The sequence below is a fragment of the Kribbella sp. NPDC049174 genome (assembly GCF_043197365.1).
GTDB lineage: Bacteria > Actinomycetota > Actinomycetes > Propionibacteriales > Kribbellaceae > Kribbella.
This window is the reverse complement of record NZ_JBICSZ010000010.1, coordinates 310,177-324,490: the sequence shown is the minus strand read 5'-3', so window position 1 is coordinate 324,490 and position 14,314 is coordinate 310,177. Positions and strand designations below refer to the sequence as shown.

Sequence of the window (14,314 nt, the reverse complement as noted above, 5' to 3'; positions counted from 1 at the left end):
GATGGATGCTTGACGAGATCCATCATGTGCGTAAGGCTGCCACATAGTGGATGGCATCGTCCATCATCTCGGCAAAGGATGCAGCCTGTGGGCAATGAGGCGGGGACCAACCAGAGCGTCGAGCGGGCGGCCGCAGTACTGCGTGCGTTCGCCGGCACCGGCATGCTCCGCGTCAGCGAGGTCGCCAAGTTGGCGAGGCTGCAGCAGTCCACGGCATCGCGGCTGTTGAGCACCCTCGAACAGGCCGGATTCGTGGAACGGGACGACGGCCAGTACCGGCTCGGCGCCGAGCTGATCACCTTGGCCGGAGTGGCGCTCAACGGTCATCCCGTGCACCACGCGGCCCGGCAGCGGGCGCAGACCCTTGCGGCCGAGACCGGGCTCGGTGTCAATGTCGCTGTCCGGCGCGAGGCCGAGTTATTCTACCTGTGCAACTTCGAAGGGCAGCTCGCACCGCGCTCGTTCGTCCTGACCGGACGGCGCAATCCACTGCACGCGACCGCGCTCGGCAAGTGCCTGCTGCTGGGGGTGGAGCAGAGCCGCGAACTGCTCGGGGAGTTGGAGAGGTACACCCCGCGTACCATCACCGACCACGACGTACTCGCTGCCGCGGTCGAGCAGGTTGCCTGGCAGGGCTATTCGACCGAGACCGAGGAGTTGTCCCTCAGCCGGTCCTGCCTGGCCGCGCCACTGCGCGACCGGACCGGCTCGGTGGTCGCCGCACTGTCCCTGTCCGGTCCGTCCAGCGTCGTCGATCTGCCGGCTCGCGAGCGGGAGCTCTCCCGGCTCGTGATGGAGACCGCCGACGCCATCAACTCGCAGTTGGGCCACCACGGCCCGGCTGATCAACAGATCCCGGCGCCCACGCGCCATGACCTCCGGAGCCGATCATGAAGATCCGCCCTGCCCTCACCGCGTTCGCCTGTGCGGTGGCGCTCGCCTTGTCGGGGTGCAACCTCGTCGGCGGCAGCTCAGAGTCCGCCGACGCCGCCAAGGTCACCGTCACCGTCGCGCTGGTGCCGGACCCACCGGGCGCCAGCCAGTTCTACCGCCAGCAGTTCGACGAGTTCGAGAAGGCGAACCCCGGGATCGCCGTGAAGGTGCTGGAGAACCCGTCCGACCAGCAGCTGAACGCGGTCGAGCTGATGTTCCAGCAGAAGAACGCCCCCGACATCTTCCGGGCCCAGGACGACGGGATGGACCGGATGGCCGCTCGCGGCTGGGTCGCCCCACTCGACGAGTTCGTCACGCCGGAGTTCCTGAAGCGGTTCCCGGCCGGCAGCATGGATCCGGCCACCTCCGGTCTGCACCGCGAAGGCAAGCTGATGAGCCTGCCGCTGGTGTGGGGTCCGTGGTCGACGCTGCGGGTCTTCCTCTACAACGAGGACCTGCTGAAGACGTCCGGGTACGACGGCCCGCCGAAGACCTGGACCGAGCTCGAGCAGATGGCCACGAAGATCACGGCCGACGGTAAGGGCAAGTACTTCGGTTACGCCCCGACCGCTGCCAAGGCGGTGGGCGTCGAGATGCTCGCCGACACGGCCGTCCCGTACTCCGTGCCCGCGACCGGGATCGACTACCGCACCGGCAAGCCGGCCACCTCGAGCCCCGGTCTGGTGGAGGCCGTCGAGCTCCACCGCCGGATGCAGGCGGCGAAGGTGATGATGCCGGGCTGGGAGAGCTGGGACGGCAGCCGTGCGTTCAAGGAGTTCGCAGCGGGCCGGCTCGCGATGTACCCGACGCCGCCCTGGCACGTGGCCGAGGTCCGCAAGCTCGCGCCCGAGATCAAGATGGGCGTCACCGGGCTGCCGGTGCCGGCCGCCGGGCGCGGTGCCTACCTTCCGTTGACCAAGTCGTTCAGCCCGCTCTGGTCGATGTCGGCCGAGTCCAAGCACAAGGCGGAGAGCTGGAAGGTGATGGACTTCCTGGCCTCGCAGCCCTTCCACAAGGCGTACTACGAGAAGTTCGGCACGCTGACCGCGCTCGACAGTGCCTGGAAAGCCGAGGCGGAGCAGAAGCCGGACCAGGCCGCCATCCTGAAGGTGGCCGAGGACACCATGCGGCGGGCGCCGAACCCGGCCCTGACCACCCCGGGCGGCCGGGCGATGACCGACGCGCTGGCGGCGAAACCCGATCTGAAGCACACCGACGCCGCCTTCAGCTCGATCATCAAGAACCAGCCGTTCGCCCCGGTGGCGGCCCGGCTGGACAAGGACCTGCAGGCCTACCTGGACCAGACCTCGACCGCCCTGAAAGGCAAGGGCAAAGAGGGCTCCGCGAAGGACCTGACGTTCACCGGCTGGAACCCGCTGCAGGACTACACGCCGGGAGGCTGACCGCATGAGGTTGCGCAACCACTGGTGGAGCTACCTGTTCCTCGTGCCGTTGGTGCTCCTGTTCGGTGGCTTCACCGTGTGGCCGATGGTCGCGAGTTGGTGGTACTCGTTCTTCGACTGGGACGGGGTGGGCAGCCCGACGGAGTGGGTCGGCCTGGCGAACTTCACCGAAGTACTCGGCTCGGCGGCGTTCTGGCGGGCGTTCTGGCACTCATTCGTCTTCTCGCTGGTGGCGATCTTCGTCGAGCTGCCGCTGGCCCTGGTACTGGCGATCCTGCTGAACAACAGCTGGCTGCGGTTCCGCAACCTCTACCGGCTGGTGCTGTTCCTGCCGGTGGTGGCGACCACCGCGGTGATCGGCATCGTGATCGCCATCCTGCTCGACCCGGCCGGCGGGCTGGTGAACCGGATCCTGCTGGACTCCGGCCTTGTGGACCAGCCGGTCAACTTCCTCGGCAGTACGTCGACCGCACTGCCGACGCTGTTGTCGATCGACGTCTGGAAGGGGTTCGGGATCACCTTGATCTACTGGCTCGCGGCGCTGCAGACAGTGCCGAAGGATCTGCAGGAAGCGGCCTCGATCGATGGGGCCGGATTCTGGCGGGCGTTGCGATTCGTCACCTTGCCGGTGGTCACGCCGATCGCGATCGTGATTCTGCTCCTGGTGTTCCAGCGCAGCCTGAACACCTTCGACCTGGTCCGGGCGGTGACCGAGGGCGGGCCGGACTACGCGACGGACGTCGTACCGACCTATATCTACCGGTACGCGTTCGATCCGTCGCTGCAAGCCCCGCGGTACGGGTTCGCCTCCGCGGCCGGGGTGGTGTTCGGCCTGCTGACACTGGTCGTGACGTTGCTGCAGGCGCCGTTCCTGAAACGTCGCCTGGCGGGAGCGGGCCGATGACCGAGTCGTCGATCGCTCGCCCGATGACTCGCCCAGCGACTCGGCGGATGACCGGGCGCTGGCGAGTCGTTGCCCGGCGCAACATCTGGCACCTGCTGCTGATCCCGCTGTGCCTGGTCTGGGTCTACCCGTTCGTCTGGATGGTTTCGGCCGCCTTCAAGACACCTCGGGAGATGCTGATCGGCGGGCTGTCGCTGCTGCCGGACGACGCCACGTTCGAGAACTTCCGGCGGGCCTGGACGACGGCGAAGTTCAGCACCTACACGGCGAACACCATCACGTTCTCGGTCGTGGTCGTCGTACTGGTGCTGCTGGTGGCGTCGACAGCCGGGTACGCCCTGGCCCGACCGGGACTGCCGGGACGCAAGGTGCTGGTCGGGATCCTGGTCGCGACGATGTTCATCCCGCACGGCTACACGATCATCCCGACCTTCGTCCTGGTGAACGGTCTCGGGCTGGGCAACGGCCTGCTCGGGGCCGCGCTGGCCCAGGCCGGCCCGGCGCTCGTCGTACCGGTACTGCTGTTCATGGGATTCTTCAGCGGCATCCCCAGGGAGTTGGAGGAGGCCGCACGGATGGACGGCGCCGGCTATCTGCGGACCTATTGGCGGGTGATGTTGCCGTTGGCCAAACCTGTGATGGGCACGGTCGCGCTGATGAACTTCATCGGAGCGTGGAACGCCTTCTTCATCCCGCTGGTGTTCACCCTGGGCAACCCCGACCTGCGCACGCTGGGCGTCGGCATGTACGGGTTCTACGGGCAGGACACAACCGACTGGACCGGGTTGGCGGCCGCGGCCTGTATCAGTGTGATCCCGATCGTGGTCGTCTTCCTCTTCCTGCAGCGCACGTTCGTCGAGGGGATCGCCGGTGCGGTCAAGAGCTGACCGCGTCTCCTCGATCTCCTACCGGCAAGGGGAATCACCGAGACTCGATGCCAGGACGGGCGAGTTGGTCTGGGTCGACATCGTGGCGGGCCGGGTGCATCGTGGCCGGCTCGAGGATGGCGTGCTGACCGTACTGCGGGACTACGACATCGGCGGGCCGGTCGGGGTCGCCGTACCGCTGGCTGGGTCGGGGGAGGGGTGGGCGATCGCAGTACGGGACGGGTTCGCCCACCTGGCCGAGGACGGCACGGTCACGCCGCTCGTGACCGGGCTCACCAGTGGGCGGGACCAGATGAACGACGGCGCCTGTCATCCGGACGGCAGTTTCTGGGCCGGGTCGCAGGCGATCCCGCGGGCGCCCCGGGGCGCGCTCTTCCGGCTCTCCGCGGACGGCGAGGCCGCGACCATGCTGACCGGTCTCACTGTTGCCAATGGCATCGACTTCGCTCCGGACGGCCGGACGCTGTACTTCGTCGACACGCTTCCACATCGACGGCTCGAGGCCATCGCGGTCCACGACGGGCGGCTCGGCCGGCGCTGCACCATCGCCGAGATCGGTGGAGGTAATCCCGATGGCCTGGTGCTGGACGACGAAGGCTGTGTGTGGATAGCCGTGTGGGATGCGGGCGAGGTCCGCCGGTACGCCCCGACCGGAGAGTTGCTGGCCACGGTCGAGTTGCCGGTTCCCCGGCCTACCGCGGTGTGCTTCCAGGGCAGCACGCTGGTGATCACCACCGCCTCGCTCGGTCTGGATCGCCCGCCCGCGGGCAGCGGTCGTCTGTACGCCGCCGATGTCGGGGTCACCGGTCCACCCGCGCGTCCCTGGGCTGGCAGGTCGTAACGCATATTGCGGATGTCGCATCCGTACTATGGACATAGAAACCGCAGAGTCATATCTTCGTCCCACGTCTGAACCGTTGGGAGCCGTCTGATGACCGTCCGCCGCTCTGTCCGCTTGCTGGCCTCCTTGACCTTGATCGCCACCTCCGCACTGGCCTCCGCTGTGGCCGGGGCCGCGGTCGCCGACGCCGATCCGGCGCCCGGACCGAACCACGTGCCCGCCGGCTACCAGCTCAGCTGGGCGGACGAGTTCGCCGGTACGGCGCTCAACACGAACGACTGGTACTACCGCGAAGGGGAGAAGGCGATCTGTGCCAACCGGCCGGGCAACGTCTCGGTCGACGACGGCACGATGCACATCGCGCTGAAGCGGGAGACGTACCAGGAGATGGACTACACCTGCGGCGGCATCATCTCGCGGCGGACCTTCGGCTACGGGTACTACGAGACGCGGGCGAAGCTGTGGGGCGACAAGGGGTTCCACTCCGCGTTCTGGCAGATGGGGCTGGCCGACTACGTTCCGGACACCCCGTCGTACAAGGGCCCGTACAACCGGTTCAACGAGATCGACGGGTTCGAGATCGACTCGCATGCGCCGACCAGCGTCCAGCAGCATTCGCACTGGACCGTGCCACAGCACATCGGCAATCAGGGCGGGGTCTACACCGGCCCTGACTCGTCTGACGGCTACCACACCTACGGCTACGAGTGGTTGCCCAACGAGATCCGCTTCTACGTCGATGGCGTGCTGAGTCGGACGCTGGCCTACCCAGGTCCGCACGCGCTGCAGAACGTTTGGCTCACCACACTGGGCTACACCGAGCCGGTCGACGAGGCGAATCTTCCTGGTGAGACCACTTGGGACTACTTCCGGTACTACAAGCCCATCGGCTCGGCAGACGACATCGCGACCGGCACGGTGCTCGTCGACACCTGCGACCCGGGTTACGCCGAGACGGGGAGCTGGACTGGTGTCGGGGATGCTTATGGCTACCAGGACAAGCTCACCCGGCGTGCGGGGTCTGCCGACGCCGCAGCCAGTTGGACACCGAGTTTGCCGAGTGCACAGACGTACGAGGTGTACGCCTGGAACCCTGACTTCATCAGAAGCGGCAGCACCGCGGCGCGGTACGCGGTCGTCCATGCGGGCGGCACCACAGACGTCGTGATCGACCAGACCAAGGCAGGCCAGCAGTGGATCGACCTCGGGGCCTACGCGATGATCCCGGGAGCCGGGCACAACGTTCAGGTCGCCAGCGATACCGGCGCTGTCGGCACGTTGCGGACGGACGCAGTCAAGTTCGTCCCGACCGTTGTCGTCGACAACGGCGGCGCCGGTTACACAGAGGCTGGGCCCTGGACCAGCAGCACGACAGTCAAGGGCTGGCGCTCTTCCGACACCCGCTACTCCTCCACCTCCACGAGCACAGCACGCTGGACCCCGCAGCTCCCGGCCACGGGACGGTATGACGTGTACGCATGGCTGCCAGGTAGCCCTGTCAACGTGTTGACGGCGCGATACACCGTCAACAGCACGACGGGTGTCAGCGATCCAGTGGATCCCGCCGAGTCGGTCGGCGTCGACCGTTGGGTGCGGCTGGGCAACTATCAGTTCGCCGCGGGCAGTGCCGGATGGGTCGAGCTGAGCAAGGCGACCGGTGACGAGGGCTACCTCCGGGCCGATGCGGTGAAGTTCGTCCCGGCTCCTGCTGCCGATGCGGTAGCCCCGGCAACACCGACTCATGTAAGACAGACCGTCAAGACCACGCCGTCGACCGGTGATGCCGTTCTCACGCTCCGGTGGAATCCGGTGACCGGGGCGGACGTGATCGGCCACCATGTCTACCTCGACGGTCGGCGTCAGACCGCCAACCCCGTGCAGCGCGGCTCATTCGAGTTGCACCAGTTGCTGGCCGGCCAGACGTACCAGCTGTCGGTCACGGCGATCGATCGGTCCGGCAACGAGTCTCCGGCTTCGCAGCCGATCGCCGTACCAGTCCCTGCCGACACCACCGCGCCGGCCGCCCCGACAGGCTTGGTGGGGGAGGCCGCCGACGGCAAAGCGGTCCTCTACTGGAGCCAGAACTCTGAGGTGGATCTGCTCGGCTACAACATCTATGCCGACGGCGCTCTCGTCACCACCGACGAACCTGTCGGCAACATCGGCAACCCGGAGCTGGTCGCGCGAGGCATCCCGGTGCCGGATCTGGCGAACAACGTGGCGCACACCCTGCAGGTCCGGGCCGTCGACCTCGCCGGGAACGAGTCCGCCCCGGCCACCGTGTCGGTGACCCCGCTGCCGATGACGTTCGTCGGCGTCACCGACACCGGCTACACCGAAACCGGCGCCTGGGCACCATCCAGCGTCCCCGGCTGGCTGACGTCCGCGACCCGCGCCTCAAACGGCACCGGCAAGGCCGCCGAGTGGCGACCCAACCTGCCCAGCGCCGGCGCGTACGACGTCTACGCCTGGGTGCCCAACCACACCAACAGCACGGCAGCCGCGCACTATGTCGTCACCCACGCCACCGGCTCGGCTGCTTTGGACATCGATCAACGTTCCGGTGGCAACCAATGGATCCTGCTGGGTCGCTACACCTTCACTGCCGGCACCGCGGGCCACGTGACCATCTCGAACCCATCCGGCGCCGGCTACCTCCGCACCAACTACACCAAGTTCGTCCCGGTGAGCTGACGTTCTGGGCCGGACCGCAGATCCGCGGTCCGGCCCAGAGCTGGAGTCCTACCAGGCGTAGTCCTCCGGCGCGGTCTTGTATCCCGGGAAGATCTCATCGAGCTTGGCCAGCGCCTTGTCATCGAGCTTGACGTCGACCGCCCGCACCGCAGACTCCAACTGCTCCATGGTCCGCGGCCCAACAATCGGCCCGGTCACTGCAGGCTGGTGCAGCAGCCAAGCCAACGCCAGCTCGCCCGGCTCATGCCCGAGTTCATCCGCGAACGCCTCGTACTGCTCGATCTGCGGCCGCAGCTTCTCGAGTGCCTCCTTCGCACGACCCTCGAGCCTGCGTACGCCCTCGTTCTCCTTGCGGACCACTCCGCCAAGCAGCCCACCCTGCAACGGCGACCACGGGATCACACCGAGCCCGTACTCCTGCGCCGCCGGCAACACCTCGCGCTCCACATCCCGCACAATCAGGTTGTAGATCGACTGCTCACTGACCAGACCGGTGAAGTTCCGCTCCTTGGCGGCCGCCTGAGCCTGAGCAATGTGCCACCCCGCGAAGTTGCTGGACCCGGCGTACAGGATCTTCCCCTGCTGTACGGCGACCTCGATCGCCTGCCAGATCTCCTCCCAAGGAGTGGCCCGATCCACGTGATGGAACTGGTACAGGTCCACGTAGTCCGTCTGCAGCCGCTTCAGCGACGCATCCAGCGCCCGCCGAATGTTGAGCGCCGACAGCTTCCCTTCGTTCGGCCACCCGTCACCCATGTCGCCGTAAACCTTGGTGGCAAGCACCGTCTTGTGCCGGTTGGCCGGGTCCTTCGCGAACCACTCGCCGATGATCTCCTCGGTCCGGCCGGGGTAGATCGCCCGCCCGTATCCGTTTGCCGTATCGAAGAAGTTGATCCCCTTCTCATGCGCCGCATCCATAATCGCGTGCGCATCGGCCACCTCAGTGTGCGGCCCAAAGTTCATAGTCCCCAACACGATCCGACTGACGTTCAGCCCCGTACGCCCAAGATGAGTAAAGTCCATAACCCCCACCCTCCCGCGCGCAGGCCTACACTTCCAACAAAAGAATCAACTCACAGCCATTGCCACAACTTCTGAGTCCACCCGAGTGCGACGGGTGCACGCGTCACAGATCGATCAGCTCAGCGATCGCCTCAAAAACGGTCTCGGTCGCCTGGGCATCGGATAGGACATCCTCGAGCCGGATCGATGGGTACTTCCGCCAGTGGGCCGCTCGCGCCTCAGCGACCTTTCGCTTCATGGAAGGGAGGTGCTCCAACTTCCTTGCGGCGCCTTCGATCCGGTCGGCTCGATCGGGCCCTGTTCGTTCGATGATGTCTCCGAAGTAGAACACCAGATATGCCTTGCTGGTGGGGCTGTCGGTGTTGGCATTCAGGACCCATACGCCGGTCGGCTGTCCCTCGACGTTGTACCAACCGCCGACACCTGGAGTCGCTCCTCGTCCCCAGGACAACTTGACTCCCAGCGATTCGACATGGGCGAACAGCTTCTCGATGAGAGCGACCTCAGCCTGGCTGCAGCGCACCCGCGCCGCCTCGAGGAAGGATTCCCGAGTCCACTGCCGTCCACTCGGATTCTTGGCGCCGACCGCAGCCGACGTCCTGCCGACTACCCGAGGCACGTAGGCTATCGAGGCTCCGGAGACAAATTGCCGAAGCTCGACACCGAGAACCTCGGCCGGATTCATCTGCTCGTTCAGGAACTCGATCACGCGTACCAGCTCCGGAGGAAGCACATCAGCGACGAAAATCATCCGAATGCGGCCGGCGATCAGATTGGAGTCGACGGAGTTCCAGAACTCCTCCGGCTCCAGTCCCGGCCGCAGCTCGGCCAGCATCGCCTCGACGGCGGTGTTCTCCTGCGCCGCCCGAGCCTCAAGCGCCTGCCTGATGAGTGACAGTGGCCAGTGCTTCACTGCGTTCGCGGCGTAGTCGAGCATCTGTCCGACCACCTCACGGCGTATCCGAGTGTCAGACGACCTCTTGACCTCGACCAGCACGGGAACGCACTCGTGGTCGATGAACAGGTGATCAAGACTGAAGTTCGCGGGGCCCTGCTCCGCAATTGGCACACCCATCTCGCGACTGACAAGCAACAGCCGCGCGTCTCCATCGCCGTCAGTCGTAGGCCCTGCAAGCACCTCCGGATACTTGGCCAGTGCAACCTGCAAGACGTCTTCAGAGTCGTACGGCGTCTCCTTGAGCAGCGCGAGCTCGTTTCCAACCCTCAAGAAGATCCCGGTAGCCCCCACGGCGCGCGCCCCTTCGCAGTCGAGGATCCAGGGTAACCCGATGCAGCCTGAGCGGGAGATCTCAGCCTCTGCCTCAGAGATTGCGAGTGGGATGCCAGGGAGAAAGCGCCTCGGCGTCACGCGGAAGCATTCGTTGGTCCTCGATCTGAAGGTCGCCATCGGCATCGCCACCGAAGGGCGGATTGTCATAGTCGAACCCAGCAGCCAGCTGCCCAGACTGTAGCGAGTCAACCGTGTGTTGTCTCAGGTTCGCTTACCTCCCGAGCAGATCCGGACAGGTGCCACTCAACTTGCTGCCGCGACGAGCCGACACTCCGCTTTGTCGATACGAGGCCGGCGGACATATCCGATTCGGTGTCCACACGGGGCGCGGATACTCATCGGACATGCAACCGAGGGGCATCCTCGGCGAGCTGTCGTCGATGCTGATCGTCGACCGCGAGGACGGCGGATTGGTGTGCCTGGCGTGCGATAGCACCAAGACGGACGCTATGGTCCTATCTGCTGCACGGATTGGGCGTGCATCTCGCTGATTGAAATGGCAGACGCCACCATGCATCCCGTCCGCTGCCCTGCACCCAGCGATCAATCCAGTCGCAGATTGGCTTGATGGCCTCCGCCTGCCGTCAGTGATGCATCACTGGCGGGCTGCTGGTTTCGCGTTGCTGCACGCGACGGGGAAGAAGAGCTTCAGCTGGACACGTCTCTCGTGGCCACCAGGGACATCGATGGCCTGTTAAACCGACTGCAGGCGACCGACGCCGAGGTGATCCTTTGTCCTCGGATCGATGCGTCCTTGATCGGGTCTCCTGGCATACGCTTCGTCGGCTGTGCCCGCACAAGGCCCTTCGACGTCGACGGCCTGGGACGTCGATCAAGCATCACGCGTGCGGGGCGTAGCTCCACGGCCAGCAGAGATGGAGTACCGTTTCCTCCTCGATCGAGGAGTTTTGCCAGGTCCAAACCCTGGACAGATGGCGCCATCGGGTCAAGCGGGAGGGCATGTCCATGCCAGGTACGAGTTACTACGACGTTCCGCCTTCGGCTGCACGACTCACAGGATCTCTCCGCGACATCGGATACGACTTCCAGACTGCAGTAGCGGACCTTGTCGACAACTCGATCGCTGCTGGCGCGCACCGGATCGGCGTAGAGCTTGTCTTTGACCCGAACGCCTCGTATGTGCTCATCTGGGATGACGGAGCAGGAATGGGGCCTGCCGGACTGCTTGAGGCCCTTCGCTTTGGAAGCCGCCGCGCGTATGCCACCAACGAGCTGGGGCGGTTCGGACTTGGCCTCAAGACTGGCACCTTCTCGCAGTGTCGTCGCCTCACTGCTGTGAGCCGGCAGGCTCGTCACCAGGCGCGGTATCACGTTCGGACACTTGATCTCGACTACATCGAACGCCGGGACTCGTGGAGCGTTCTCGCAGACGAGCAGAGTGACGCGATCGAGGAGGCGGTCAGGATTCTTCAGGATGGTCCAGGGACCGTCATTGTCTGGGAGAAGCTGGACCGAGTACTACCCGACAGGTACGCGGAGTCGGGATGGGGCCGGCGTCGCCTGAACATGTTGGCCAAGAAGACTGCCGATCATCTTGGCTTGGTCTTCCATCGGTTCATCGCTGGCGAACGCGAAATCGAACCGGTGGCCATCTCGGTCAACGGCGAGAAGCTCGCGGCATGGGATCCCTTCGCAAGGGACGAAGAGCACACCGAGACCGTTCCGGAGGAGATCTTCGAGGTCGAGAACGGAGACGAACCGTCGGAGGTGGTGTTCCGTGGGTACGTTCTGCCACCCCGCGACCAGTTCTCCTCACAGGAGGCCTTCGAACGACTGTCAGGTCCACTGAAGTGGAATCGTCAGCAAGGTCTCTACGTGTACCGCGCCAACCGACTCGTCCAGTACGGGGGATGGAGCGGCCTACGAGGCATCGACGAACACACCAAACTTGCCAGGGCATCGATCGACTTCGACACCGAACTCGATGAGACCTTCCAGATCAACGTGGCCAAGATGAGCGTCGTGCTTCCCCCAACCCTCAGAAACATGCTCGAGCGCCCGGTGCACGATCTGTGTGCGCGCGCAGACTCGGCCTACCGTAGGGCGGCATCGGCGGCCGAACCGCGTCGACCATCTGCGGCGAAGGCGAGCGCTGACGGAGTGGCTTTGTTGGAGATCGGTGTTGCGCTCAAGGCAGCGATGTACGAGAACACGGACTTGCCGGGGTTCCGCAAGGCGTTGGACACGTTCAGGCGGAGGCACCCTGAGGTCTCTGCGGCCCTGGGAATCTAACTGAAGTCGTCCTTCGAGCGACACCAGGTCGACAACGGGCATTCCTCACAACGCGGTCGAACCGGTACGCATACATCCGTTCCCAGCTCGAGCAGCGCCAGCTGCGCCAAGCGTGCGCTGGGACCGAAGCCGATCATCTTGGCGATCGCGATCCGGCCGTCGCTCCTCTGGTTGATCCGGCCACGCGGATTGCGTTGGAACCGGTTGGCGACCCTCAGCGCTCCGGTCGTCGCGATGACCGGCTCCTCACTGTCGGCGCTCGCCAGGAGCGCAATGTCCGCGATGCCGCGGGTAAGGTAGCCGCCGGCGACGAGAGTGTCCAGCTGTTGTTCGCTGGTTCCGCGCTCAGTGTCGAGCGCGTCGGCAACTTGGATAACTTGGTCCAGGCAGTCACCTCGGCCGAGCCATGAAAGGATTTCGTCGAGCTCGGCAGGTCGTCCGAGTACGTCCGCTGGCAAAGCAAAGGACTCAAGTAGGGGCCAGATTGACTGCGCGACGAGGGACGACACACGACCGAGAACCAGCTCGCCCAGCACGATGTGCCATACCGATGTGGAGTGGAGCCACGGGGAGGTGCCTCTGACACCGCTTCGAAACCAGATCGACAGCGCACCGCCGATCCGCTCGCTGGATGGCTGATCGCCCCCGCTCCGACTGAGAGCACTACGTACGGCTCGACCAATTGCCTCTCCAAGTCGTGGGGGGACAGCGTTTCCGATCTGTTTGAACGCAGCAGTTGGCGGCCCAGCGAACCGGTAGGAGTCCGGAAACGTCTGAAGTCGAGCCGCCTCACGTACGGTCAGCGTGCGATTCTGCTCCGGATGTATGTACCAGTAGCCGTCCTTGGCGATATGTGCAGTGATCGTTCTCGAGACATCGTCCCCGGACAGTCGCTTGTACTTGTCGTCGAAAATGTCATCTCGGTAGCGCTTGAGATGTGTGGGCAGGTCTGAGTACCGACTCTCAGAGTCCAACAGCTCGAATGCGCGCACATCGTCGTCGCGGACGGGACGGGTGATGTGGTCGAAGACCTTGGTCTTGTCCGCCGCGCTTGTGTCCTTCCGCATAGCACGCTGGAAGGACGTCTTCGGGCCTGAGTACTCGGCCCAGCCACCGGCACCTCCGGAGGGCCGCCATCCCCCCTCGACTGGCGGCAGGTCGGAGATCGCGTTCGCAACCGTTACCTTGCGCGGGTTCTCGGCCGGCCATTCGAACGGTGCGGCACCGCGAACTGCCACCAGTACCAGTCGCTGGCGAAACTGGGGGACACCGTAGCGCCACGCGTCGACCACGCGCTCCTGAACGCTGTACCCCAAGGCCTCCAGCTCGTAGACCATGCTACGAAGAATGAACATTTCACGGTCGAGCGCCATGTCCGGCACATTCTCCATCAGCACTGCCCGGGGTCTTGCGAGCCGGGCGACTTCCAGAAACGAGCGCCAGAGGTCTCTGCGACGGTCATTTTGTTCACGAATTCCCTCCCGAACGAGGTGTCGCATCCGCGATCGTCCTGCCTTCGAGAACGGCTGACACGGAGGGCCACCGGCCAGAATGTCAATCTCGTTGTCACGCATCAACTGGGCGACGTGCTCGACTGCTGTGGCCTCGCCAAGGTCCCAGTCCAACGCCATGCCGGCGAAGTGGTGGCGATGGGTTTCCAGAGCCTCTCGGTCATGATCAGCGCCGATGACCACCCGCAGTCCTGCGTGCTCCAGTCCGAGACTCAGGCCGCCAGCGCCCGCGAAGAGGTCCGCCGCCAGTACAGCTGCAGGATCGCTCGCCCGGATCTCGTCACACAGACGGCTCAGTTCGGCAGCCGTCTCGCAGTGCAACGGATGGGGCGCGAGACGCAGAAACGGCCCTCGCACCAATCGGACGTTCGGCCTCCGAGTCTTTGACATCTATCACTCCTCAACGATCAGTCTAAGCGGCCCGACCGGTCTCACTGTCGTCGAGAACCTCGTGTCGAGCGATGACGGTTGCAGGTCACGAAGGATGGCTGCCTTTGGCAACCATCTCGATGGCGCGAACTCTGCGACGACCCCACGGCTGGACACAGCCTCCCCGGCGCAAGCTCGACGTCGC

At 65.2% G+C, this 14,314-nt stretch carries 10 protein-coding genes; 7 read left to right on the top strand and 3 right to left on the bottom strand.

Annotated elements, in window-relative coordinates; all coding sequences use genetic code 11:
• Positions 1-87: 87 nt before the first annotated feature.
• The 6 genes from ACGFIF_RS37575 (at position 88) to ACGFIF_RS37550 (ending at position 7,662) form a co-directional block, all read left to right on the top strand.
• Positions 88-894 (top strand): IclR family transcriptional regulator, encoded by an 807-nt coding sequence (locus ACGFIF_RS37575; RefSeq protein WP_393161318.1) that lies wholly within the window; start codon positions 88-90, stop codon positions 892-894.
• A complete protein-coding gene (locus tag ACGFIF_RS37570) occupies positions 891-2,336 on the top strand; it encodes an ABC transporter substrate-binding protein (RefSeq protein WP_393161316.1) in 1,446 nt (481 codons plus the stop codon). Before ACGFIF_RS37575 ends, ACGFIF_RS37570 begins: the two co-directional genes overlap by 4 nt.
• 4 nt (positions 2,337-2,340) lie before the next feature.
• Complete coding sequence (locus tag ACGFIF_RS37565; protein WP_393161314.1) at positions 2,341-3,240, top strand: carbohydrate ABC transporter permease; 900 nt, start codon at positions 2,341-2,343, stop codon at positions 3,238-3,240.
• The gene (locus ACGFIF_RS37560; RefSeq protein ID WP_393161312.1) at positions 3,237-4,127 is read left to right on the top strand and encodes a carbohydrate ABC transporter permease; all 891 of its coding nucleotides are present in this window, start codon (positions 3,237-3,239) and stop codon (positions 4,125-4,127) included. The genes ACGFIF_RS37565 and ACGFIF_RS37560 overlap by 4 nt, the downstream gene beginning before the upstream one ends.
• Positions 4,111-4,968, top strand: a complete 858-nt coding sequence (locus tag ACGFIF_RS37555) for an SMP-30/gluconolactonase/LRE family protein (protein ID WP_393161310.1) — start codon at positions 4,111-4,113, stop codon at positions 4,966-4,968. Before ACGFIF_RS37560 ends, ACGFIF_RS37555 begins: the two co-directional genes overlap by 17 nt.
• Positions 4,969-5,058: 90 nt before the next feature.
• Positions 5,059-7,662, top strand: a complete 2,604-nt coding sequence (locus ACGFIF_RS37550; protein ID WP_393161308.1) for a family 16 glycosylhydrolase — start codon at positions 5,059-5,061, stop codon at positions 7,660-7,662.
• A gap of 48 nt (positions 7,663-7,710) precedes the next feature.
• Here ACGFIF_RS37550 and ACGFIF_RS37545 read toward each other — a convergent pair whose 3' ends face one another.
• The gene (locus ACGFIF_RS37545; protein ID WP_393161306.1) at positions 7,711-8,685 is read right to left on the bottom strand and encodes an aldo/keto reductase; all 975 of its coding nucleotides are present in this window, start codon (positions 8,683-8,685) and stop codon (positions 7,711-7,713) included.
• Between the two features lie 103 nt (positions 8,686-8,788).
• A complete protein-coding gene (locus ACGFIF_RS37540; RefSeq protein ID WP_393161304.1) occupies positions 8,789-10,105 on the bottom strand; it encodes a hypothetical protein in 1,317 nt (438 codons plus the stop codon).
• An 837-nt stretch (positions 10,106-10,942) separates the two neighbouring features.
• Between ACGFIF_RS37540 and ACGFIF_RS37535 the strand changes: the two genes are divergently transcribed.
• The gene (locus tag ACGFIF_RS37535; RefSeq protein ID WP_393161302.1) at positions 10,943-12,229 is read left to right on the top strand and encodes an ATP-binding protein; all 1,287 of its coding nucleotides are present in this window, start codon (positions 10,943-10,945) and stop codon (positions 12,227-12,229) included.
• Here ACGFIF_RS37535 and dcm read toward each other — a convergent pair.
• A complete protein-coding gene (gene dcm, locus ACGFIF_RS37530) occupies positions 12,226-14,130 on the bottom strand; it encodes a DNA (cytosine-5-)-methyltransferase (RefSeq protein ID WP_393161300.1) in 1,905 nt (634 codons plus the stop codon). The genes ACGFIF_RS37535 and dcm overlap by 4 nt on opposite strands.
• Positions 14,131-14,314: the final 184 nt, after the last annotated feature.